Annotated in this window: 13 protein-coding genes, 1 tRNA gene and 1 riboswitch (1 of these 15 only partly in view); of the genes, 5 read left to right on the top strand and 9 right to left on the bottom strand. The window is 72.1% G+C overall.

The window, feature by feature from the left end:
• Nucleotides 1-118 precede the first annotated feature (118 nt).
• A complete protein-coding gene (locus ACQEV2_RS20110) occupies nucleotides 119-1,462 on the top strand; it encodes a PrsW family intramembrane metalloprotease (protein WP_433043114.1) in 1,344 nt (447 codons plus the stop codon).
• Nucleotides 1,463-1,469: 7 nt separating this feature from the next.
• On the opposite strand, the gene ACQEV2_RS20105 is transcribed toward ACQEV2_RS20110, so the two are convergent.
• From ACQEV2_RS20105 to ACQEV2_RS20080, 6 genes are all read right to left on the bottom strand, one after another.
• Nucleotides 1,470-2,414 carry an aldo/keto reductase gene (locus ACQEV2_RS20105; protein WP_433043111.1) on the bottom strand — a complete coding sequence of 315 codons (945 nt, stop codon included), beginning with the start codon at nucleotides 2,412-2,414 and terminating at the stop codon, nucleotides 1,470-1,472.
• 233 nt (nucleotides 2,415-2,647) lie between these two features.
• Entirely contained in the window at nucleotides 2,648-3,673 is a 1,026-nt protein-coding gene (locus ACQEV2_RS20100; RefSeq protein ID WP_433043108.1) for a M23 family metallopeptidase, read from the bottom strand.
• A gap of 11 nt (nucleotides 3,674-3,684) precedes the next feature.
• Nucleotides 3,685-3,850: riboswitch (cyclic di-AMP (ydaO/yuaA leader) on the bottom strand.
• A 233-nt stretch (nucleotides 3,851-4,083) separates the two neighbouring features.
• Entirely contained in the window at nucleotides 4,084-5,169 is a 1,086-nt protein-coding gene (locus tag ACQEV2_RS20095) for a PP2C family protein-serine/threonine phosphatase (RefSeq protein WP_433043105.1), read from the bottom strand.
• Nucleotides 5,170-5,311: 142 nt separating this feature from the next.
• Nucleotides 5,312-5,385: transfer RNA gene (locus tag ACQEV2_RS20090), tRNA-Met, on the bottom strand.
• Between the two features lie 375 nt (nucleotides 5,386-5,760).
• Nucleotides 5,761-6,969 carry an L-2-hydroxyglutarate oxidase gene (gene lhgO, locus ACQEV2_RS20085; RefSeq protein ID WP_433054604.1) on the bottom strand — a complete coding sequence of 403 codons (1,209 nt, stop codon included), beginning with the start codon at nucleotides 6,967-6,969 and terminating at the stop codon, nucleotides 5,761-5,763.
• A 233-nt stretch (nucleotides 6,970-7,202) separates the two neighbouring features.
• Nucleotides 7,203-8,627 (bottom strand): MFS transporter, encoded by a 1,425-nt coding sequence (locus ACQEV2_RS20080; RefSeq protein ID WP_433043102.1) that lies wholly within the window; start codon nucleotides 8,625-8,627, stop codon nucleotides 7,203-7,205.
• A gap of 736 nt (nucleotides 8,628-9,363) precedes the next feature.
• On the opposite strand from ACQEV2_RS20080, the gene ACQEV2_RS20075 reads away from it, so the two are divergent.
• On the top strand, nucleotides 9,364-11,457 hold the full coding sequence (locus ACQEV2_RS20075; RefSeq protein ID WP_433043099.1) for an asparagine synthase-related protein: 2,094 nt from the start codon (nucleotides 9,364-9,366) through the stop codon (nucleotides 11,455-11,457).
• Nucleotides 11,458-12,099: 642 nt separating this feature from the next.
• Nucleotides 12,100-15,642, top strand: coding sequence for an AfsR/SARP family transcriptional regulator (locus ACQEV2_RS20070; RefSeq protein ID WP_433043096.1), 3,543 nt, complete (start codon nucleotides 12,100-12,102; stop codon nucleotides 15,640-15,642).
• A 28-nt stretch (nucleotides 15,643-15,670) separates the two neighbouring features.
• Here ACQEV2_RS20070 and ACQEV2_RS20065 read toward each other — a convergent pair whose 3' ends face one another.
• Complete coding sequence (locus ACQEV2_RS20065) at nucleotides 15,671-17,668, bottom strand: sigma-70 family RNA polymerase sigma factor (RefSeq protein ID WP_433043093.1); 1,998 nt, start codon at nucleotides 17,666-17,668, stop codon at nucleotides 15,671-15,673.
• Between the two features lie 336 nt (nucleotides 17,669-18,004).
• On the bottom strand, nucleotides 18,005-18,787 hold the full coding sequence (locus ACQEV2_RS20060; protein ID WP_433043090.1) for a TetR/AcrR family transcriptional regulator: 783 nt from the start codon (nucleotides 18,785-18,787) through the stop codon (nucleotides 18,005-18,007).
• Between the two features lie 385 nt (nucleotides 18,788-19,172).
• Here ACQEV2_RS20060 and ACQEV2_RS20055 point away from each other — a divergent pair, with 385 nt between their 5' ends.
• Both ACQEV2_RS20055 and ACQEV2_RS20050 read left to right on the top strand, forming a co-directional pair.
• A complete protein-coding gene (locus ACQEV2_RS20055) occupies nucleotides 19,173-20,549 on the top strand; it encodes an NAD(P)/FAD-dependent oxidoreductase (protein WP_433043087.1) in 1,377 nt (458 codons plus the stop codon).
• 194 nt (nucleotides 20,550-20,743) lie between these two features.
• Nucleotides 20,744-22,414 carry an ATP-binding SpoIIE family protein phosphatase gene (locus tag ACQEV2_RS20050; RefSeq protein WP_433043084.1) on the top strand — a complete coding sequence of 557 codons (1,671 nt, stop codon included), beginning with the start codon at nucleotides 20,744-20,746 and terminating at the stop codon, nucleotides 22,412-22,414.
• 301 nt (nucleotides 22,415-22,715) lie between these two features.
• Here ACQEV2_RS20050 and ACQEV2_RS20045 read toward each other — a convergent pair whose 3' ends face one another.
• Nucleotides 22,716-23,513, bottom strand: the 3' portion of a protein-coding gene (locus ACQEV2_RS20045) for an MFS transporter (protein WP_433054601.1). It continues 483 nt past the right edge of the window; 798 of the gene's 1,281 nt are visible here — the last part of the coding sequence; the start codon falls outside the window, past its right edge — the gene reads right to left on this strand; the stop codon is at nucleotides 22,716-22,718.

Raw genomic sequence — 23,513 nt, 5'->3', positions numbered from 1 at the left:
GAGCACATACAACAGCATCTGCAGGGCATCTACAGCAGCATCGACAGCAACCCCCCACCGGCGCCGGAACCCCTCGCGCTGCTGCGGGCGGCGCCCCCGTCTCGTTAGGGTCAATGCCGTGGCCACCTGTCCCCCGTACCCGACGCACCCCACCGGTCCCACCGGCGGCGCACTGCGGCACGCGCACTGGTGGCAGAAGCGGTGGGTGCGTTACGGCGCGCTCAGCACCCTGCTCGCGCTCTCCGGGCTGGTCATCCTCGCCCTGGTGCGTGAGCAGACCGGCACCGAAGGGTTCCTGGTCGGACTCGGGCTCGCCGTCCTTCCCGTACCCCTGCTCGTCGCCTCCTTCCGCTGGCTGGACCGGGTCGAGCCGGGCCCCTGGCGCAACCTGCTCTTCTCCTTCGCCTGGGGCGCCTGCGCGGCCGCGCTGATAGCGATCGTCGCCAACAGCTTCGCGACCAGATGGATAGCGACCGCGACGGCCGATCCGTCGCACGCGGACACCCTCGGCGCGACCGTCATAGCGCCCATCGTGGAGGAGACGGCCAAGGCGGCCGCGGTCCTGCTCGTCTTCCTCTTCCGCAGACAGGACTTCACCGGGATCGTCGACGGCGTGGTGATAGCCGGGGTCACCGCCACCGGCTTCGCCTTCACCGAGAACATCCTCTACCTCGGTACCGCCTTCGGCACCGACCAGCTCTCCGGCGACAGCGGCATCGCCTCCGTCACCGCGGCGACCTTCTTCGTCCGCGTCATCATGTCGCCCTTCGCGCACCCCCTCTTCACGGTCCTCACCGGCATCGGCTTCGGCATCGCGGCGCTGTCCGGCCCGCGACAGCACCTGCGCCGCGTTCTCTTCCCGATCTCCGGGCTGCTGCTCGCCATGGGCATGCACGCCATGTGGAACGGCTCGTCGAGCCTCGGCGAGTACGGGTTCTTCGCCGTGTACACGGCCTTCATGGTGCCCGCGTTCGGCCTGCTGACCTGGCTGGTGATCTGGACCCGGCAGCGCGAGCTGAGGACCGTGCGCGAGGAACTGCCCGCGTACGTCGTCGCCGGGTGGCTGACCCCGGGCGAGCCGTACGTGCTCGGCTCGATGCGGGCCCGCCGGGTGGCCCGGCAGTACGCGCGGCGCCACGGCGGGCGAGAGGCGGCCCGGGCGGTTGGGCAGTACGAGGCGTACGCCACGTCGCTGGCGTTCCTACGCCACCGGGGGCGCCGTGGGCAGGCCGGCGCCGACTTCGTCGTACGGGAACGGGAGCTGCTGCACGAGCTGTGGGGGCGGCGGGAGTTCGCGCGTCCGGCCCTTGAACATGCGGTTGCCGCGCAGGCCTGGCCGACGTATGGGGGGCAGGCGTATGCGGCGTCGGCGCCGGTCCACTGGCAGCCGTACGGACCGGTGAACGGGCATATGTACGGTCCGCCGGCCCCGTATCCCCTCTACAACCCGTACCGGTCGTAGCAGAAGATCAGGCCGATGCGGCCGTGAGACGCCCGAGCTCGGTCTCCGTCAGCCTCAGCTCCCCCACCCCCAACAGTGCCGGCAGCTGCTCGACCGTCCGGGCCGAGGCGATCGGGGCCGCGACCGTCGGCCGGGACGCCAGCCAGGTCAGGGCCACCGTGGCCACCGGCGCCTCGTGGGCCTGCGCGATCTCGTCCAGGGCGGCGAGCACCCTGCGCCCCCGCTCCGTCTCCAGGTGCTTGCCGGCGCCCTGGGCGCGCGGGCTCCCCACCGTCGTACCGGCGCGGTACTTGCCCGTGAGGAAGCCGGACGCCAAGGCGTAGTACGGGACCGCCGCGAGGCCTTCCCGCTCGGCGAGGTCCTGGAGTTCGCCCTCGTAGGTGTCGCGGGAGACCAGGTTGTAGTGGGGCTGCAGGGCGACGTACCGGGCGAGGCCCTCGCGGTCGGAGAAGTCCAGGGACGCACGCAGCCGCTCGGCGGAGATGTTGGACGCGGCGATGTGCCGCACCTTGCCCGCCTTCACCAGCTCGTCCAGCGCGCCGATGATCTCCTCGACCGGGACTTCGGGCTTGTCGAAGTGGGTGTAGTAGAGGTCGATGCGGTCGGTGCCGAGGCGACGCAGGGAGGCGTCGGCGGCGGCCTTGATGTTGGCCGCGGTCAGGCCCTGGAAGTCGGGGTGCTGGCTGACCTTCGTGGCGATGACGACGTCGTCCCGGTTGCCGCGCGCTTTCACCCAGTTGCCGATGATGGTCTCGGACTCGCCGCCCGCGTTGCCCTCGACCCACGCCGAGTACGAGTCGGCCGTGTCGATGAAGTTGCCGCCCGCCGCCGCGTAGGCGTCGAGGACAGCGAAGGACTGGGCCTCGTCGGCGGTCCAGCCGAAGACGTTGCCGCCGAGAGAGAGCGGGGAGACCTCGAGGTCGGAGGAGCCGAGCTTGCGAAGAGAAGTCATGCTCGACATCAACGCCCTTGGCGGAAGCCGGTCTTCCGGGACGGCCGCAAATTTCCCGTAAACAAGCGGACCCCGGCCCTCCGGAAACCGGCAGCCCTGACGTGGGGGGTAAGCGTCAGGACTGCCGGGGGATCGGGGCCGGGTGATCAGAAGCGACGGATCGAAAGCAAGGGATCAGAGGCGGCTGATCAGAGGCGAGTGATCGGAAGCGGCTGATCAGAAGCGGGAGAACCTCAGGGCGTGAGGCCCTTGCTCTGCAGCCACGCCATCGGGTCGATGCCGTTCGCGCTGCCGTCGGGGTGCACCTCGAGGTGGAGGTGGGCGCCGGTCACGTTGCCGGTGGCGCCCACGCGGCCGATGACGTCGCCCGTGTTGACCTTCTGGCCGACGCTGACGCTGATCGAGGACTGGTGCGCGAACCAGAGCTCCGTGCCGTCGTCGAGGGTGAGCACGGTCTTGTAGCCGTACGAACCGTCCCAGCCGGCGAAGGTGATCGTGCCGGAGTGGACCGCCTTGATCAGCGTGCCGGACGGGGCGGCGAAGTCGAGGCCCGTGTGGTAGCCGGACGACCAGTAGGCGCCGGCCTGACCGAAGGTCGAGGTGATGGTGTACGAGGAGGTCGGCAGCGTGTACTGCTTGGCCAGCTCGGCGAGGCGCTCGGCCTCGGCCTTCTTGCGGGCCTCCTCCTCGGCGGCGGCCTTCGCGGCGGCGGCCTTGGCCTCGGCCTCCTTCTCCGCCTTGGCGGCCGCGGCGGCGGCCTCCTTCTCGGCGGCGGCGACCGCTTCGGCGGCGGCCTTGCTGTCGATCTGGTCCTGCTGCTGCTCGACCTGGGCGATGATCCGGGCCCGCAGCGCCTCACCGGCGTCGCTGGTGCCCTGAGTGGTCTCCTCGGTGGTCGCGCCCATGGTGCTCAGCGCGGTGCCGGTGTCCTCGGCGGCGGAGGAGTCGTCGTCGGAGATCAGGGGCAGGTCGGGCATGGTGATGGCGACCGGCGGCTTGCCGCTCTGCGCGCTGGCCATGCCGCCCGCGCCGACGGCGGCTATGACGCCGACGCCGAGAACCGTGGAGCTGCGCGCGAGTCCCCCGCCGCGCTGCTTGGCGACGCGATGCCTGCCACGGACCGGACGAATGGACTCCGCGGTGGGGTTCCACTCCTCGAACGGGCCCTCGTCGGTGCGGTAGCTGTCGTAGCCGAAGGTGTCGGTGCTGCGCTGACTCGGCACGAACGGGGCTTGCGGAGCAGGCCTGTTGGACGCCACGTGGGCGTACTCCTTTCCTTCCTTCTCGCCTACCGGGTTAGCTGACGGGTTCGGAGCAGGAAGGTCTCCTACGCGCGTATACCGTCCGTGACTTCACGGCGGAATCCGCGCGATTCACCCCAGGGTGGTGGTTCCCCGGTTCCCGTACTGCGGTACGGAATTCGGCGCGTGCGCACGGAGCCATCTCTTGTGACGGCTGGGACGACCGCGCTGCGTTATCGAACGTTAATAGACGCGAGGTGCGGATTCCAAGCTGTTCCTCTTGATCATTAACTATTTTCGCCGGGACTTACGGGTCATGAGCGGCCTAAATCGGGCGAGTTGGCCGGGCCTCAGGAGGCGCACAGGTATTGACGGTATGTCAGTTGTTATGCGGAGGGCGGTCGCGCGATCACCCTTGGTGAGGACGATCACGGCCGTCGTACGGCGATGAGGGCCATGTCATCCGCCATCCCGCCCCCGGAGTGCCGGCGCACCTCCGCCGCGAGCACACCGAGGAGCGCGGCCGGCTCGCGCTGTGCGTTGGCCCGCCCCGCGAGACCCTCCGCGGGGTCGTAGAACCGTCCTTTCTCGTCCCGCGCCTCGGACAGGCCGTCGGTGTACAGCAGCAGCGTGGACCCGCTCACGAAGTCGGCCTCCTCGGCCCGGTCGGGCCAGGCGCCGAGCTCCGCCATGCCGAGCGGCAGCGCGGGCTCGGTGGCGAGCAGGGAACGCACGCTGCCGTCGGCGTACAGCAGCAGGGGTGGTGGGTGCCCGCGGTTGACGAGGCGCACGATCCCGCTGCCGTGCGGCAGCTCGGCGAGTGCGGCGGTGGTGAACCCTTCGTAGGACTCGACCCCCTCGCGTCGCGTACGTTCGCGCGCCAGCGCCCGCTCCAGCCGCTGCGCCACCGCCTCCAGCGTGGCCTCCTGCTCGGCGGCCTCCCGGAAGGCCCCGATCACGACGGCGACGAACCCCACGGCCCCCATTCCCTTGCCGCGCACATCCCCCACGACGACCCGTACGCCGTGCGGGCTGTCCTGCACGGCGTACAGGTCGCCGCCGATGGAGGCGCCCTCCTGGGCTGCTTCATACCGGGCCGCGATCTGGAACCCACCGATCCGCTCGGCGGGCTCGGGCAGGACGGCGCGCTGGGCCGCCTCGGCGATCTCGCGGGCGGAGGCGAGGCGCTCGTTGCTGCGGCGGACGAGGATGTTGATGAGCACGGCGAGGACCGAGACGACCAGCACGGTGACCAGCTCGGTGATCACCTCCGCCCGGGGCAGGCCGCCGAGAAGGATGCGGAGGCCGAGCAGTACGGCGAAGGCCACCAGGCCCGTGACGGCCGTGCCGCGCTGTGAGTAGAGCGGGGCGGCGACCAGGGGAGCGGCGGTGAAGAAGGGGGCGCCGGTGAAGTCCGTGGGGGTGGAGTAGTCGTACACGCTCCCGGCCCCGATCGACAGGGCCGGGAGCAGCCGGACGAACCGGCGTGCGTACGAGATCCGCCGTTCCTCCACGTCACCAGGGTTGCCGAAGCGGGGGCGGAGGACGAGTGGGGAGGGCCGACCGGGCGAGTGGGCCGACGGGGATTCGGGGTGAGGGGGCAAAAAACACTCAGGGCCGGAACTGATCTGATCAGTTCCGGCCCTGAGCCTTCAGTAGCGGGGACAGGATTTGAACCTGCGACCTCTGGGTTATGAGCCCAGCGAGCTACCGAGCTGCTCCACCCCGCGTCGATGACTCAATAGTACGCCATCCGCAGGACCCCCAAGCACACGGCTTTCCAGGGCCTGCCTGTGATCAGTGCTTTTCGACCGTGTTGGGGGAGTTTGAGGCTTGCGGCGGCCGCAGAGGAAGATGCCACACCGTCCCGAACCCCCGCCCACCCGCAGGGGGCCGCTGTTCCTCGAGCGACGGTTCACTTCTCAGCGCCGGCCGGCATTTCAGCCCGTCCGGCCTTTGAGGACGAGGCCCTTTCGGGGCCGACGGGGGTCCAGGGGGGCGGAGCCCCCTGGCAGGGTGGAAGGGGCGGAGCCCCTTCAGGATGGGACGGGTAGGGGCGGCGGGGGCGAGAACCTCCCGGCACTGGCACCGGCACCGCCCCCCGCTCAAGCCCCCTCCAGCACCGCCACCGCCCGCCGCGCCACCTCCCGCCCGATCGGCAGCGACGCCGTCGCGGCCGGACTCGGCGCATTCAGCACATGCACGGCCCGAGCCCCCTCCCGTATCAGAAAGTCATCCACCAGCGACCCGTCCCGCAACACCGCCTGCGCCCGCACCCCCGCCGCCGCAGGCACCAGATCATCGGAGGTCACGGCAGGCAACAACCGCCGCACCGCCTCCGTGAACGCCCCCTTGGACACCGACCGCCGCAGCTCCCCGGCCCCGTACCGCCAGTGCTGCCGCGCCATCCGCCACACCCCGGGCCACGCCACGGTCGCCCCGACCTCCCGCGGCCGTACGACCCCCCACCGGTACCCCTCCCGGGCCAGCGCGGGCACCGCGTTGGGACCGATGTGCACATCCCCGTCGATCCCGCGCGTGAGATGCACCCCGAGGAACGGGAACGCCGGATCCGGCACCGGATACACCAGCCCCCGCACCAGCTCGGGCCGCGCCAGCGAGTAGTACTCGCCCCGGAACGGCACGATCCGCACCCCCGGCTCGTCCCCCGTCATCCGGGCCACCTCGTCGCAGTACAGCCCGGCACAGTTCACCAGCACCCGCCCCCGCACGACGTCCCCGCGCGTGGTCCGTACGGCGACCCCCAGCTCCGCCCGCCGGTCGATCCGCTCGACCTCCGCGCCGTACCGGATCTCCGCTCCCGACGCCTCGGCCAGCTGCCGGGCGACCTCGACGAAGTCGCACACGCCCGTGGTCCCGACGTGTATCGCCGCGAGCCCCCGCACCTCGGGCTCGTACTCCGCGATCTGCGTGGCGCCGAGCTCCCGCACCGGAATCCCGTTCTCCCGCCCGCGCTGCACCAGCGAGTGCAACCGCGGCAGCTCCGAGCGCTCCGTCGCGACGATCAGCTTGCCGGTGACGGCGTGCGCGACGCCGTACTCCGCGCAGAACTTGACCATCTCGGCGGCGCCCCGCACCGCGTACCGCGCCTTCAGCGACCCCGGCCGGTAGTAGATCCCGCTGTGGATGACCCCGCTGTTCCGCCCCGTCTGATGCCGGGCGGGCCCCGGCTCCTTCTCCAACACGGTGACCCGCGTCCCCGGCGCGGCACGCGTGATCGCATACGCCGTGGCCAGCCCGACGATCCCCCCACCGATCACGAGCACGTCACAGTCGTAGTCGATCGCCCGCACCTGCGCCGCCACCTGCACCACCTCCGGCTTCGATAGTGCACTGCGCCACTGACAATGCGTTCAAACCCAGGGGACCGCGGCGCTGCCAAAGGGGCGCGGGGCTGTATCGATATGCGGCTCCGCATCGATATGCGGCTCCGCCGCGGGGCCGCGAGCAACCCACGGCAACCCGCAGCCCCAAGATCACAGAATCCCGGCAGACGCGACGGAACCCGGCCCTCACCGCGGAGCGCTTACGCCGGAGCCATGAGCAGCGGCCGAGCCCGCTCCCGCAGCTCGACCACCCGCGGCTCATCCCCATACGGCTCCAGCCGATGCAGAAGATCCTTCACATACTCGGTGGTCCGAGCCGACGATATGCGCCCCGCGACCTCCACCGCCCGCACGCCCTGCTCGCACGCCGCATCGAGATTGCCCGACTCGAGCTCGGCGACCGCCGAAACGACGAGCCGCAGCCCGTGCGACCGTACGAACTCCTCCGTCGGCTTCGACAGCGCCTGCTCCGTGAACCGTCGCACCTGCCGGGGAGCCTTCAGGTCCCGGTAGCACTCGGCGGCGTCCGCGGCGAACCGGTCGTAGGAGTAGAACCCGAGCCAAGACGGATCGTTGTCACCCTCCCGGGACCGTTCGAGCCAGCCCTCTGCCGCTTTCAGCGCTGCTCCCGCCGCCTGCGCGTCACCCGCGCGTGCGTGCGCGCGTGCCTCGACGAGCCGGAAGAAGCTCATGGTGCGGGCCGTGGCGAGGCCCCGGTTGCGTTCCAGGGCGGCCTGCGCGAGGTCGACGCCCTCGTCGCCGAAGCCCCGGTAGGTCGCCTGGAGCGACATCGACGCCAGGACGTACCCGCCGAGGGGTACGTCGGCCGCCGCGCGCGCGAGCCGCAGGGCCTGGATGTAGTACCGCTGGGCGGCCTCCTGCTGACCGGTGTCGAAGGCCATCCACCCGGCGAGCCGCGTGAGTTCGGCGGAGGCGCCGAACAGCGCCCGGCCCACCTCGTCGGAGTACGCGCCGAGCAGCAGCGGAGCCGCCTCCACGCGCAAGCACTCGGGCACCATGGACGAACGCCAGTCGCCGCCTCCGTACTTGGAGTCCCAGCGCCTGGCGTCCTCGGCGGCCTCCCGCAGCTTCTGCACATCGCTGTGGCCGACTTTGAGCGGTGCGCCGGAGCCCTCGGAGGTGCTCGCCTCGCGCGCCACCGAACTGTCGGCCGGGGTTATCAGCCACCGTGAGGCAGGCGTTGCGTATGCGCTTACTGCGAACGAACCGGCCAGCGACTGCCAGATGCCGCCGGAGCCGGCGCGGCGCCCGGCGAGGTCGAGACGGTAGAGCTCCGTCGCCGACTTCACCGCCTGTCCGACGTCCCGGGGGAAGGCGAGGCCCACTTCCGGCGCGGGGTCCGCGTCCGCCAGGCCGATCTCGTGGAGCGGCACCGGGCGGCCGAGCTTCTGGCCGATGGCGGCGGCGATGAGGTGCGGCGCGGCGCCCTGCGGCACCATGCCTTTCGACACCCAGCGCGCCACCGACGTCTTGTCGTAACGAAGAGTCAGTCCCCGCTGAGCGCCAAGGTCGTTGACGCGTCGGGCGAGTCCTGCGTTGCTGATTCCCGCGAGGGCGAGAACGGCGCCGAGCTTTTCGTTCGGCCCGCGTTGCTCCCTGGACATGCGCCACCCCTCGACACAGACGGCTGCCGCGCTGGCATAACCACGCGGCATTCGTAAACCCAGCGTAGTTCGCCGCATCCCAAGCGTTAAGGGGCATTGTTCCGGTTGGCGGGATTGTGGTTCGCACTGAAGTACGCACTCTGTACGGACAGTTGTGGCGTGCTCCCGCTGTGTGGCTGTGCGCCCGTCCGTGCGCTCTTCTCCAGCCATCGGGGGAGCGGTTCCATGACTCGTGCGTGGGTCGGCCCGCTGTACTGGATCCAGTGGGCTGGGGGATTCCGCCGCCTCCATCCCCGCGGGCGGCGGAACGGTCCGGGGGGCGCACTCCGTTCCCCGGACTGCGCGCGCGGCGAGCACGGCGAGTAGTCCGCAGGGCTTGTACGGAGCGTGCGTAAGCCTGTCCCTACGGCGCCATTTTGGCCGAAAATCGACCCCATCTCTCGCGGGTGATTACCGCTCCGACCACGGAACTTGAGGGCGCGAAGGGCGTTTTTGGGGAGCGTATCGGGGGCGCGTTCACGTCGCTGGCGTCCAGTGATCTGTCCAACCCGCGCGCGTGGATCCCCTTGTCCCGTCCGGGTGTTCGGGCAGCGCCCGGTCCGGCACGGGGGCGCAGGCACGGGCGCATTCCCGGACCTCGAGCGGCTCCGCCGCCCCTCCGGCGCGCGTCCTTCATGGCAGCATGGTGAACCGGTTCGTACGGTGCACTGGTTGTCCACAGCCTGTGGAGGCGTCGATGCGGTGGTTGGTGGGATGGAGCAGCACCGCCGCGGTGGCCGCCGGGATCGGTTCCGCGGGGGCCACCGGAAGCGACGGTGAGACGGTGCACCCGGTGGGCTCCCAACTCCTGTGGGGTGACCCCGATCCGCTGTGGGCGGTCGGCGACTGGCGCCCGGACGAGGTGCGCGTGGTGAAGGCCGACGCGCAGACCCGGATCGCGGTGCTCGGGACCTGCGGGGCGAGCGACGAACAGCTGCGGGTCGGTCTGTTCGCCGCGCGCGGAGGGGCACTTCGGCATCTGACGGCGTGGTCAGGCAGCTACACGGCCGTCGTCCAGGTCGGCCGCAGGATCACGGTGTGCGGCGATCTGGCGGGCGCGCGGCCCGTGTTCTACACCCCCTGGGCCGGCGGTACCGCCTATGCGACCGCCGCGCTCCCCCTCGCCGACCTCATCGAGGCCAACCTCGACTTCGGCCATCTCGCCGCCCTGCTCGCCGCCCCCGACGTCCCGGCTGCGCTGCACGACTCCACCCCGTACGACGGCGTACGGCGCATTCCGCCGGGGCATGCGCTGATCCTCCGCGCCGGAGCGCGCGAGATCGCCGGGTACGAGCCGGTGGCCTCGCTGGCGGTGGCGGCACCCACCGCGGACCCGGACAGCGCCGTGGACGCCGTACGCGATGCCCTGGTGGAGGCGGTACGCGCGCGACTGTCGGCACCTCGCCACGTCCCCGGCGCCGACATAGACCCGGGCCCGGTCCCAGGGATGGGCCCCGCCGAACGGCGTGCCGCGCGCGGGATGCCGGTACCGGGCATAGGGGCGGACCTGTCCGGGGGGCCGGCTTCAGGCACCCTGGCCCTGCTGGCCGCCGGCCTGCCGGGAATGCCGGGCACGGTGCTGGGCCACGGCACGGGCGCGGGGGAGCGGTTGCTGGCGGTGACGTTCAACGACCTGGCGGTCGGCGGCCGCGAGGCGGAGCTGGAACGAGCGGGCACCCTGGCGGCCAACCCCCGCCTGCACCACGTAGTGGTCACCGGCGGCGAGGAGACGCTGCCGTACGCCGACCTGGACGGCCCGCTGACGGACGAGCCGGGCCCGAGTCTGGTGACGGCGGCCAGGCACCGCGTGCGCCTGGCGTCAGGCAGCGCGGACCACTTCACGGGCTACGGCGCCCGCCAGGTCCTCGACGCCCACCCGGCCCGCCTGGCGGACCTCCTGATGGACCGCAAGCGCCGCCACCTGGTCCGCCCGGTCGCGGCCCTGGCGAAGGCGGACGGCTCGGTGCTGGTCCCCGCGCGCGTGTACGGCGCGGCACGGAAGCTGGCCCGCACCCCCTACCGCACCGGCCTGGAATCCCTGGCGGACCGCCTCCTCCACCGCCGCTTCGACGAGCCCGGAGGTGCCGTAGGGGCGTCGCTCGCCGCACTCACCTGGGCCAGACCGGGCCCGGCGGCACGCTGGCTGACCGGCGAGGCGCTCGCTGAAGTATCGGTTCGCCTGCAGGCGGCGACGAGCCGCAACGGCGTCGGCCCCGGCCAGCGCCCCGGCGACTACCGCGCGCGTGCGGCACTGGCCCGCCACGCATCGGACCTCCGCGTCCTGGAACAGGCCGCCGAGATCCGCTCCCAACGTCTGCACACCCCGTTCCTCGACAACCAGGTCGTCCGCGCCTGCCGAGCCCTCCCCGAGGCCCTGCGTGTCCAACCGGGCGCCCGCGCGGCCATCCTCCGCACGGTCCTGGAGGGCGCCGGCGTGGCCGACCTCCCACCCGGCTGGGGCGCCCCGTCCCACGCGTCGGCGGCAGTGGCGGCACGCACGGGCCTCAGGGTGGCAGCAGACTCCCTGATGGCCCTGTTCGGCACCCCCCTCCTCGCCCAGGCGGGCCTGGTGGAAGCCCGCGTCGTCCGCAAGGCCCTCCGCGCGGCAGCCGAGGGCGAGCCACTGCCCCTCGACGGCCTGGCAGACCTGGTCTCCCTGGAACTCTGGCTACACCGCCTCCTGGCCCGCCGCGGCACCTGCTGGACAGGAACCCCGGCCCGCCAGCGCGCGGTACCGGCAGGAATCACGCCGCAGCGGGGGGCGCTGGGGGCGGGGGCGCGGCGGGTGTAGGAGCGGCTCCTCGGCCGAACGCTTCCCCGAACAGCCGGGACACATCTCGACACCGACCGCATCGGTTGCCCGACCTGACGCCTGCTGGGCTCGCACTGTCCCTGGTCGTCACCCACCGGGGGGACTCCGTCCTCCCGATCCCCTGCCCACCTGTAGCGGCTGCCACCTTTCAGCGCCGTTCGCGTCCTTCAGCCGGTCCGGCGTTTGGGACGGGGCCGCACTGCCTCTGGCCCCCACCCGCCAGGGGGACTCCGTCCCGATCCCCCACCCACCCGCAGGGGGCTTTCGCCACCCACCCCAGGGGGCTCCGCCGCACAGCACCGGCGGTCACTTCTCAGCGCTGGCGGTCACCTCTCAGCGCTGGCGGTCACCTCTCAGCGCCGGCCGGCATCTCTCAGCCCGTCCGGCGTTTGAGGACGAGGCCCCTTCAGGGCCGACGGGGGTCCAGGGGGCGGAGCCCCCTGGCGGGGTCGAAGGGGCGGAGCCCCTTCAGGATGGGACGGGTAGGGGCGGCGGGGGCGAGAACCCTCCGCACCCGCACCCACACCCGACAGACCACCGCACCCCGGCCCTCGCCCCCCTCGCCACCCCCACCCCGACGAAACCCGTGCCCTCCAAAGCCACCCCCGCGACAATGACCAGGTGCGGTACAGAATCCTGGGCGTCACCCAGGCGGAAGACGACCAGGGCACCGTCATACCCGTCGGCGGCCCCCGCCTCCGCGCCCTGCTCACGGCGCTGGCCCTACGCCCCGGCCACCTCACCACCCCCGACACCCTGATAGACGAGGTCTGGCCCGACGACCCACCCCAGGACGCCCCGGCCGCCCTACAGGCCCTGATCGGCCGCCTACGCCGCACGCTCGGCAAGACCGCCGTCACCTCCGCCCCCGGCGGCTACCGCCTCACGGCGACCAAGGACGACGTAGACCTCTTCGTCTTCGAACACCTCGTGCGCCACGCCACCTCCGCCCTCGACCACGGCGACCCCTCCACCGCCGCCCACGACCTAGCCACCGCCCTCGCCCTGTGGCGCGGCCCAGCCCTGGCCGACCTCCCCGACCGCACCGCCGCCGCAACCCGCCCGGAGGCCTTGCGCCTAGAGGCCACCCGGGCCCGCGCCGAGGCGGAGCTGCGACTCGGCCGCGCCCAGGACGCCGTACCCGAGCTGAAGGAACTGACCGCGGCGCACCCGTACGACGAACCGCTGCACGCCCTCCTCATCCGCGCCCTGCGCGACACGGGCCGCGCCGCCGACGCCCTCGCCGCATACGAAACCGCCCGCCAGGCCCTCGCCGAGGGCCTCGGCACCGACCCCGGCCCCGAACTCCGCGCCCTGCACACCGAACTACTGGCACCAGCGGCCCTGGAGACGTTGCCGGGAGCGCCTCGCGAAGCGGTCCCCGCGACGGCTCACGACACGAACCCCCAGCACGAGCACCAGCCCCACACCCACCCCCACACCCACCCCCACACCCACCCCCACACCCACCCCACCCCGCCCCCCACTTACCGCCCCGAACGCCACGGCAACCTCCGTCCACGCCTTACCTCTTTCGTGGGCCGGGAACTCGAACTCACCGCCATCCGTTCCGAATTGCACAGGGCCCGACTGGTCACGCTCACCGGACCGGGCGGCTCTGGCAAGACCCGCCTCGCCGAGGAAGCCGCCGCCGGCCTCCCGCAGGCATGGCTCGTCGAGCTCGCCCCGCTCGACCGGCCGGAGGCGGTACCAGGCGCGGTGGTCAACGCGCTCGGTCTGCGCGAGACCGTGCTCATGACCAACGAGCTGACGGTCCCGCAGGACGACCCGCTCGCCCTGCTGATCGAGTACTGCGCCCCGCGCAGCCAACTCCTGATCCTTGACAACTGCGAACATGTCATCGGCGCGGCCGCCACCCTCGCCGAGACCCTGCTCACCCGCTGCCCAGGGCTCACCGTCCTCGCCACCAGCCGCGAACCCCTGGGCGTCCCCGGCGAGTCGGTGCGCCCGGTCGAGCCCCTGCTCCCCGACCAGGCGCACCGCCTCTTCGCGGAGCGCGCGGCGGCCGCCCGCCCCGACGCCGCCGCCCTGCTGCACGACGCGCGCGACCAGGAGGCCGTCGCGGAGATCTGCCGCCGCCTCGACGGACTGCCGCTCGCGATCGAGCTGGCGGCGGCCCGGCTACGGCTGCTCACACCCCGGCAGATCGCCGACCGCCTCGACGACCGCTTCCGCCTCCTCACCTCCGGAAGCCGTACGGTCCTGCCCCGCCAGCAGACCCTGCGCGCCGTCGTCGACTGGTCCTGGGAGCTGCTCGACGAGCGGGAGCGGACGGTGCTCCGCGAGGTGTCCGTCTTCGCGGGCGGCTGGGACCTCGCGGCGGCGGAGGCCGTGTGCACCTGGCCGGTCGCGGACCTCATCGGCGCGCTCGTCGACAAGTCCCTGATCGTGGCCGCCCCGTGCGAGCGGGACGGTTCCGACGGCATGCGGTACCGCATGCTGGAGACCATCCACGAGTACGCCGTCGAGCGCGCAGCCGAGGTCCCCGAGCTGCGTCTCGCGGCCGAGCGCCGGCACCGCGCATGGGTGCGCGCGCTCGTCGAGGAGGCCGAGCCGATGCTGCGTTCCGCCGGCCAACTCCCGTGGATGTCCCGCCTGGAGACGGAGCTGGACAACATCCGCGCGGCCCTCGACCGCGCCCTCGCGGCTGGTGACGAAGCGGGTGCCGCGTCCATCGCGCTCGCCATGGGCTGGTTCTGGTGGCTGCGCAACTACCGCCACGAGGGCACTGCCTGGATCGACCGGATCCTGCGGCTGGGGGCGGCCTTGGACACCGTGGGCGGCGACTTCCTGAAGGCCCCGGACGAATCCTTGAACGCCCCCGACGATTCCCTGCAGACCCCCGACGAATCCTTGAAGGCCCCCGGCGATTCCCCGCAGCCCCCCGGCGGCTCCCTGAAGGCCCCAGATGATCCCCTGACCGCCGCCCCCGACCCGATCGACGTCTTCCTCGCCGCCCAGGAAGAGCCGCCCCACCACCCGCTGCACGTCCCGCGCATGGATCTCCGGCTGCTGCACCTCTTCCTCAAGTCCGAGACCGAGCCGATCAACACTTTGCTGAATGAGCGGATGCGGCGCTACCTGATGCGGGTGCGGGCCTTCTACGAGTGCGGAGGCCCACGGGCGGCGCGGCTCCCGGGGCTGGTCTGGCCACTGACCGCCTTCTACCTGACCAGTTCGCGGGACATGAAGGCCGACATGGACAAAGCCGTCGCCAACTGCCGTGTCCACGGCGGTGACTGGGAGGTCGGCGTCCTGCTGATGTTCCGTACGCACATGGTCGTCGACTCGCACGGCGACATGGCGGGCATCGACGACGACCTCGCCGAGCTGAGGGTGCTCAGCCGCCGGGTCGGCGACCGCTGGATGCGGGCCCAGGTGTGCAGCGCGGCCGGCGAGACGGCCATGACGCGCAGCCGCTTCGAGGAGGCCAAGGGCGAGTACGAGGAGGCGCTGCGCCTGGCCCATGAGGTGGGCGCGTACGCCGAGACCCCGTTCCTCGTCGCCCGGCTCGCCGAGATCGCCTACCGCTCGGGCGACCGTACGGCCGCGCTGACCGCGCTGGACGAGGCGAGCGCCGCGGCCGACCGGTACGGCGTGGCGGACTCCCGGGCGTTCGTCCTGCTGATGCGGGCCCAGATCGCGCTGGACGACAAGGACACCGCACGCGCGCGTGAGATGTGCGAGGCGGCCCGCGCGGAGATCGCCCTCGGCACACCACCGCCCCATTTCATGGTGATGCTGAACGCGATCGACGCCCTGGTCGTGACGGCAGAGTCGGGCCCGGAGCGAGGGCTGCCCCTCCTGGCCGACACGCTTCACCTGGCGGTGGAGAACCGGTGCGCCGATGTGATCACGGCGGCCCTCGCGGAAGCCGCGGCCGATCTGCTGAGCCGTCTCGGCGACCACCCGCGCGGGGCCCGCCTGCTCGCCGCCTCGGAGCGCTGGCGCCGCGGCCATCCACGCCCGAGGCCGGAGCGGGCGAAGGCTGAGCGGGCCGAGGCCGCCGCCCGCACCGCCCTGGGCGCCGACCGGTTCGCCGCCGAGCAGGCCCGGGGCGCCACCCTCACCCGGGACGACGTCCTGCGCGACCTCGCCGAGGCCGTGCGCGCCCTTCATCACCCCGCCGAGCAGGCGCCGTAGGCCTCGGACCGGCCCCAGCCGAACCGCCCTATGCGCAGCGGAACTTGGACTCCGCCCAGTCCGCCAGCAGCAGCGTGTCGAAGGTGCTGTGCGGCTCGACCACCAGCCGTACAGTCTGGCGCCCGGTGAGGTTCACATGGACGGGCACCGCAGGGTCCCCGCCCTTGCGCACCCCGGACCGCCACAGCCGGACGCCGTCGCCGTAGACGGAGAAGGAGAACGCGCCGAGCCCCAGGGTCGTGTCATCGACGCCGACCATCGCGTCGTAGGCGGAGCACTCCCGGTTGAGGTCGATGGTGACGGAGGACCGGCCGTGCACGGTGACGCCGTGCGCATACCGCTGGTCGGCGATCGACACGCCGTACCGCTGCCAGACCCAGCTGCTCTCGCCGATCCGCATCTCGGGCTCGGTGCCATCGCCGGCGACGTCGTACGACAGCTCGTTCCACTGGTAGACGGCCGGGGCGGGCGGGGGCGTCGGACTCGGGGTGGGCGTCGGGGTCGGGGCCGGGGTCGGAGTGGGGGCCGGGCTCGCCGTCGGGGAGGGCGTGGGCGTCGGACTGGGCTTGCGTGTGGGCGTCGGAGTCGGGGTGGGTGTCGGGGTCGGCTTCGGCTCCACGGCCGGGACGATCGCCGGAGGCCGTGGAGTGGGCTCCTCCTGCGGAGGCTGGGGCGTCGGCGTCTCCTCGACGATGGGGGAGGGGACGGAGGGCTGCTTGGCGTCCTCCTTGTGGGCCGGACGGTCGTTGCCGGCCAGCGCGAGCACGAGCGCCGCCGCCGCGGCCACGGCGACCACACCGGCCGCGATACCGGCCTTCACCGGCGCGCCCAGCCCCTCGGAGGCCGCCGCACCGCCCCCGGAGCCCGCCCCGCCGGACGAACCGCCGCCCGCAGCGCCGGCCCCACCGGCGGCCCCGCTCGACGAACCGCCGCCGGCCGCCGCGGCCGCCCCCGCGGCACCGGCCGCGCCCGCCCCGGCACCACCGGCGATGAGCCCGGCCGCTTTGGCGTACCCGGCGGCTCCGAACCAGCCGATGACCGCGACCGGCACGACGGCGGGGATACCACTGGCGACTTCCTTGATCTGCCCTGCGGCCAGCCGGCACTTGGCGCACTCCTCCAGGTGCTTGCGCAGGCCCCGCTCGGCCCGGGTGCGCAGGCTGCCGCGGGCGTAGGCGCCGAGCCGGTCGGCGTAACGGGCGCATGCCTCATCGCCGGCGAGGCTGGCGCTGACATGGGCCTGGAGGTAGGCCTGCTTGAGGCCCTCGCGGGCGCGGCTGGCGAGCACGCGCGTGCCGTTGGCGTCGAGCCCGAAGAGCGTGGCCACCTCGCTGGGCGACTCGTCCTCGACCTCGGTGTGCCACAGCACCGCCTGCCAGCGCTCCGGCAGCGATCGGAAGGCCCGCATCGCCATGGACTGCTCTGCCTCGTGCATCGCCCGTACGTCCGCGCCGAGGTCCAAGCCCGCTCCGAAGGAGCCGAAGGAGGCGGTGTCGTCGGACACTTCGGACACGCGCGCGGACTGCGCGGCGAACACCGCGAAGTCGTCGACCAGCTGCTCGCGCCGCGCCGACTTCGTCCAGTCCGCGGCGGCCCGCCGGATCGAGGTGAGCAGATACGCGCGTACGGCGTGCTCGGGCCCGGAGCCGCCGCGTACCGCCTGGAGCATGCGGGCGAAGACCTCGGCCGTGAGGTCGTCCGCGGTGTGGGGGTCACGGCAGCAGGTGCGCGCGTACCGGCGCACCGCTTCCGCGTGGCGCCGGTACAGCTCCTCGTAGGCGCTGTCGTCGCCGGAGCGCATCCGGCCGATCAGATCGGCGTCCGACGGCGGCAGTTCGCGCGGTGGAGGCAACGTGCTGTCCTCGCGCCGGTCGCGCTGTGCCGGGACGCCGCCCTCGGCGCGCCCCTGCATGCGGCCCTCCGCGGGGCCGCTCGGCGGCAGGTCCGCTCGTCCGCCCTGACTCGGCACCTGCGGCGTCGCCGAGTCACCATCACCGCGTGACTCGTCCCACCCGTCAACGCTCATCGCGGAAAGCCCCCGCTGCCGGCTCCACCAGTCCTGGACACCGGGTCAGGGTGCCACATCGGGTTTTGGTCAGGCCCCACCCTTACGGACATCCACTCGTCCGTGGGGAACTTCCGGCAACGCGGTACTTGTCCTCGCCCGTACGGGGAAGCCTCAAAGGGCCCTCGACGGGCGGCAGTTGAATGCCACGCTCGAAATGCCCGAGATATACCGCGATGGTGTGCGAGGCGAGGGCGGCGCAGCACCCCGCCTCTTGACGCCCTTTCCGAGCAGCGGCCGTGCGAAGCCACCTCGTTCCGGGCCACCGTCTTCACATCAACCTTCACATGGGCCGGCTCACGCCTGAGGCCGCGACCGCAACCCCTCCAGCAGGATGTCCAGCAGTCGCGCCGAGGCCGCCGCCTGCTGCGCCGCGTCCGGCAGCGAGGGCGCCGCCGTCGCGATCACCAGCAGGACGTCCGACACCGACACGTCGGCCCGCAGCTCACCCGCCGTGCGCGCCCGCTCCACGAGCTGGCCCACCACGTCGAGCAGTGCCGCAGCCCCGGCGTCGTCCACCGACTCGGCCTGCACCGCCGGAGCCTGCTCGGACACCAACCGCAGCTCACCGGCGCCCGGCTGCATCCGCTGCTGCGGCACCCGGGCTTCGTCGAGCACGGCGCCGTCCTCGGCGACCCCGACCCGCAGCACCTGCGGCGGCAGCAGCCGGCCCGCGCCCGAGGCCACCGACGTGCGCAGGAAGCGCGAGAGCGCCGACCACGGCTCGTCCTCCTGGCCGAGCGCCGCACGCGCCTGGTCGGTCAGCCGGGAGGTCTCCTCCTCGGCTATGCGCCGCACCAGGACGTCCTTGCTCGGGAAGCGCCGGTACACCGTGCCGACGCCGACCCGCGCACGCCGCGCCACGTCCTCCATCGGCGCGCCGTACCCCAGCTCGCCGAAGACCTCACGCGCCGCACGCAGCACGTGCTCCAGATTGCGCTGTGCGTCCACGCGCAGCGGCGTCGTACGCGAGCTGTCCCCGCGTCCGTTGCTCGCAGCCGCGCTCATCGTGCCGCCCACCGCCCCGCCACCCGCTGTGATGGCGGACGCGGAAGACCAACGAGAATCCTGAACATGCATAAGCGATCCCCCGGTAATGACGTCTCCCCCCGGAGACTCTCCCCGTCATTGCAAAGCCGGAGCGTCGCGGAACAAGCCCGGACAACGAGCCCGCCGTGTGTGACTCACGGACCCGAAGAGCGCATCCCCCTACACCCCGTCGACACACGAACATAGTTGAGCGGGGGTCAATTCAGAAGGGGCACGTTCCGCACGGAGCGCCCCTCGATCGGAGTACGAGTCGTTTACGTCCCGATTGAGCCACCTGCGACCCCCCGGCGCACGCCCCTTGACCTGCGGATTTTCCCCGCACTCCGGCAATTCGGCCAAATCGCGGCGCCGTCGATCTCCGGTCACACAAATTGTCGAGCCTGTGGACAAACGCAAGCGCCGGGTGCGTCATGGGATGGTGAAGGAACGTGCGCGCATTCTCGTTGTCGGCGGCGGCTACGTCGGGATGTACACGGCCCTGCGCCTTCAGCGGAGGCTGAAACAGGAACTGGCGCGGGGCGAAGCCGAGATCACGGTGGTCAGTCCCGACCCATACATGACGTATCAGCCGTTCCTCCCCGAAGCGGCCGCCGGCTCCATCTCCCCACGCCACGTGGTCGTCCCGCTGCGCCGCGTCCTGCCCCAATGCCGGGTCGTCATCGGCGAGGCCACCGCCATCGACCACGCGAAGCGCACCGCGACTCTCACCACCCTCGCCACCGAGGAAGAGGGCACGGGCACCGAACAGCTGTCGTACGACGAACTCGTCCTCGCCCCCGGCTCGATCTCGCGCACGCTCCCCATCCCCGGTCTCGCCGAGCACGGCATCGGCTTCAAGACCGTCGAAGAGGCCATCGGCCTGCGCAACCACGTCATCGAGCAGATGGACATCGCCTCCTCGACGCGCGACCCCGCGATCCGCGACGCGGCCCTCACCTTCGTCTTCGTCGGCGGCGGTTACGCGGGCGTGGAGGCGCTCGGCGAACTCGAGGACATGGCCCGCTACGCCGCGCGTTACTACCACAACGTCCGGCCCGAGGACATGAAGTGGATCCTGGTCGAGGCCTCGGACCGCATCCTGCCCGAGGTCGGCGAGGACATGGGCCGCTACACCGTCACCGAGCTGCGCCGCCGCAACATCGACGTACGCCTTCACACCCGCCTGGAGTCCTGCACGGACCGCGTCGCCGTCCTGAGCGACGGCGCCCGCTTCCCGACCCGTACGGTCGTCTGGACGGCAGGCGTCAAACCCCATCCCATCCTCGCCGCGACCGACCTCCCACTTAATGGCCGCGGTCGGCTGAAGTGCACCCCCGAGCTGACCATTGAGGGCACCACGCACGCGTGGGCCGCGGGAGACGCCGCAGCCGTCCCCGACGTCACCGCCGGCGAGGGCAAGGAGTGCGCCCCCAACGCCCAGCACGCCCTGCGCCAGGCGAAGGTGCTGGGCGACAACATCGCCCATGCCCTGCGCGGCGAACCCCTGGAGACGTACGCCCACAAGTACGCGGGCTCGGTCGCCTCCCTCGGCTTCCACCAAGGGGTCGCACACGTCTACGGACGCAAGCTGAAGGGCTACCCTGCCTGGTTCATGCACCGCGTCTACCACCTCAGCAGGGTGCCGACCTTCAACCGCAAGGCCCGCGTGCTGGCCGAATGGGTTCTGTCGGGGCTCTTCAAGAGGGAGATCGTCTCCCTGGGTTCGCTCGAACATCCCCGAGCGGAGTTCGAACTCGCGGCCGGTGGAAAGCATCCCCTCAACCCGGAAGACGACCCGAAGGGGTCGTCCTGACCGGACCCAGGAACTCCACCGACGAGGCAGGCGTCTGACGGGTGTCGGCCAGGGCGGCCGCACTGCCAGACTGATCCCCGAACCGATCCCGACCACAAGGCTCTCCCCACAGTGCTGCGACTCAGGGGTGTCACCCCGCAGGCCCCCGGCCGGGTCCGGAGCCGGCAGAAGACGACGACACGAGGCAAGGATTCGTGAACTTCACGCGCTGGAGCGCCCGGCTCCCCGGAACGCAGCGCCGCGCCGCAGCGCGGACCGAAACCGCGGCGGCGGTCACCCAGGACCGCCGGGGAGACAGCCCGGGCTCCGTCCCCGCGGCCCGCGCCGAACACCTCACCGACGAGGCCAAGCCGATCCCCGCCCTGGACGAACTGCCGGTCCGCGAGGTCCTCGACCGCGTCCCGTCCCTGGTCGCCCTCGTCCACGGCCACGATCACCGTCTTGCGTACGTCAACGACGCCTACGTCACGGCCTTCGGCGTACGCCCCCCGGGCGAACCGGCCCGCGAGGCCCTCCCCGAACTGGCCGAACTGGGCCTGCTCCCCCTCCTCGACCAGGTCCTGCGCAGCGGCAAGCCCCGCACCCTCAAGTCCCGCAAGGCCCCCGGCGGCCGCTCCTACACGTTCACCTGCACCCCCGTGACCGAGGGCGACGGCGGTGTCCTCATCTTCGCCACGGACGTCACCGACCACGCGGAAGCCGCCGAACGCCTCCGCGCCAGCGAACGCCGCCAACGCGAAACAGCCGTCACCCTCCAGCGCTCCCTCCTCCCCCAGGAGCTCGAACAACCGGACGACCTGCGCATCGCCGCCACCTACCACCCGGGCGGCACGGAGGCCGCGGTGGGCGGCGACTGGTACGACGTGATCACCCTGGGCGGCGGCCGCACGGCCCTGGTGATCGGCGACGTGATGGGAAGGGGAGTACGAGCGGCAGCAGTCATGGGCCAACTCCGTACGGCGGTGAGGGCATACGCCCGCCTGGACCTCCCCCCGCACGAGGTCCTGCAACTCCTCGACGGCCTGGCGACGGAGATCGACGCCAACCAGATCGCCACCTGCGTCTACGCCATCCATGACCCGAACGAGGGACGCCTGGTGTACGCCTCCGCCGGCCACCTCCCGATCCTGGTCCGGGACGAGAACGGCGAGGTCCAGCGCGCCGACGAGCCGACCGGCCCTCCGCTCGGCACCGGCGGCTGGATGCATGCATCCGGCTCGATCGCCCTGAGCCCCGGCTCCACCGCCGTCCTCTACACGGACGGCCTGGTGGAACGCCGGGACGAGGACCTGGACGAGGGAATCGCCTCCCTCGAACGCGCCCTGGCCGGCGCGACCGGCACCCCCCAGGTCGTCTGCGACCGCCTGGTCCGCTCAGCAGGCGTCACGGCGGACCACGACGACGACGTGGCGGTCCTCGTCCTCCAGCACCCGTCCCGCACGGGCCCCGACGGCGACCTCTTCCGCAACGCCGCCCTGGAACTCCTGGGCGGCGTGGAGGCGGCCCCACGCGCCCGTGCCTTCGCCTCCGGCGTCCTGACCAGCTGGCGCTTTCCGGCCGACCTCCACGACCTGGGCGTCCTGGCGACCAGCGAACTCGTCGCCAACTCCCTCCAACACGGCACCCCACCCATGCGCCTGCGCCTCCGGCGCACCGACCGCCGCCTGATCATCGAGGTCACCGACGGCGACGACCACCTCCCACGCCGCCGCCGCGCCGAACCGGCCGACGAGTCCGGCCGAGGCATCGCCATCGTCGCCACCATCGCCTCTGCCTGGGGCTCCCGCCGAACGCCGGGCGGCGGAAAGGCGGTCTGGTGCGAGTTCGCACTACCGAGGCCGACGGTCGACACGTCGAGGACGTGAACGGGCCGCGCCGAAGCTGCGCCCCGACCCCGCCGGGGGGCTCCGCTCTCGCCGTGGTGGCTGATGCGGGTTGCGCGACCAACGGTGGTCGTGGGCTGGTCGCGCAGTTCCCCGCGCCCCTTTGGGACGATACCGACCCGCGTCTTCCAGCCCGCCCGGCGTTCGCTTTCAGCCCGTCCGGCGTTTGAGGACGAGGCCCTTTCGGGCCGACGGGGGTCCAGGGGGCGGAGCCACCTGGCGGGGTGGAAGGGGCGGAGCCCCTTCGGGATGGGACGGGTAGGGGCGGCGGGGCCGAGAAAACTCAGGCGCGCGCCCGAGCCTGCCCGGACGCCGACCCAGCCCCCTGCGCCACAACCCGACTCTTCCCAAGCCACGGCTGATCCTGCACAGCACTCAGCTGCCGCCCCAACCGCACCGCCAGCCACGTGATCCCCAACGAAAACCCAAGGAACATCACGACATACGGCCCATGCAGCGACGCCCCCATAGGCCCACCCACCGCCGGCCCAACAGCCAACGCAAGCTGCTTCACCAGGGCAAACGCAGAGTTGTACTGCCCAGCCATCCCCTCCGGCGCCAAGTCAGCCACCAGCGGAGCAACAGTCGGCGACAACATCGCCTCCCCCAGCCCGAACAACGCATACGTCGAAACGAAGGCAGCCGTAGCCATCTCCTGGCTCCCATGCCCAAGCCCCGCATACCCGGCCGCAACCCACGCCACGGCCCAGATCAACCCCACAGCCGCGATCACCCGCGACCGCCTCCGCCGCTCGACGAACTTCAGCACGGCGAACTGCGCCACCACGATCATCGCGGTGTTGGCAGCCAACGCGGTCCCGAGCGCGGAAGTCGACACCCCGGCCGCCTCGACCCCATACGCACTCAGCCCCGACTCGAACTGCCCATAGCAAGCGAAGAACAGCACGAAGCCCAGCACACACAGCTGCACCATCGCCCGGTTCCCGAGCAACTGCTTCCAGCTCCCCTTCGCCGCCCCAGCCCCCGGCGCCCCCTCGATGCGCGGCGCACGCGGCATCCGCACCGTCGACATCACCACGACGAGCAGCAGAAACACCGCCGCCTCGATCGCGAACAGCAG

This window comes from Streptomyces sp. CA-251387 (genome assembly GCF_050936625.1).
Taxonomy (GTDB): domain Bacteria; phylum Actinomycetota; class Actinomycetes; order Streptomycetales; family Streptomycetaceae; genus Streptomyces.
The sequence above is the reverse complement of the archived record's forward strand: the minus strand, read 5'-3'. Positions and strand labels throughout refer to the sequence as shown.

What these genes read in the sequence shown, in the direction of transcription:
- ACQEV2_RS20105 (WP_433043111.1), bottom strand. Translation starts at nt 2,414, where the DNA reads ATGACTTCTCTTCGCAAGCTCGGCTCCTCCGACCTCGAGGTCTCCCCG.
- ACQEV2_RS20080 (WP_433043102.1), bottom strand. Translation starts at nt 8,627, where the DNA reads ATGTCCAGGGAGCAACGCGGGCCGAACGAAAAGCTCGGCGCCGTTCTC.
- ACQEV2_RS20075 (WP_433043099.1), top strand. Translation starts at nt 9,364, where the DNA reads ATGCGGTGGTTGGTGGGATGGAGCAGCACCGCCGCGGTGGCCGCCGGG.
- ACQEV2_RS20065 (WP_433043093.1), bottom strand. Translation starts at nt 17,668, where the DNA reads ATGAGCGTTGACGGGTGGGACGAGTCACGCGGTGATGGTGACTCGGCG.
- ACQEV2_RS20055 (WP_433043087.1), top strand. Translation starts at nt 19,173, where the DNA reads ATGGTGAAGGAACGTGCGCGCATTCTCGTTGTCGGCGGCGGCTACGTC.
- ACQEV2_RS20060 (WP_433043090.1), bottom strand. Translation starts at nt 18,787, where the DNA reads ATGCATGTTCAGGATTCTCGTTGGTCTTCCGCGTCCGCCATCACAGCG.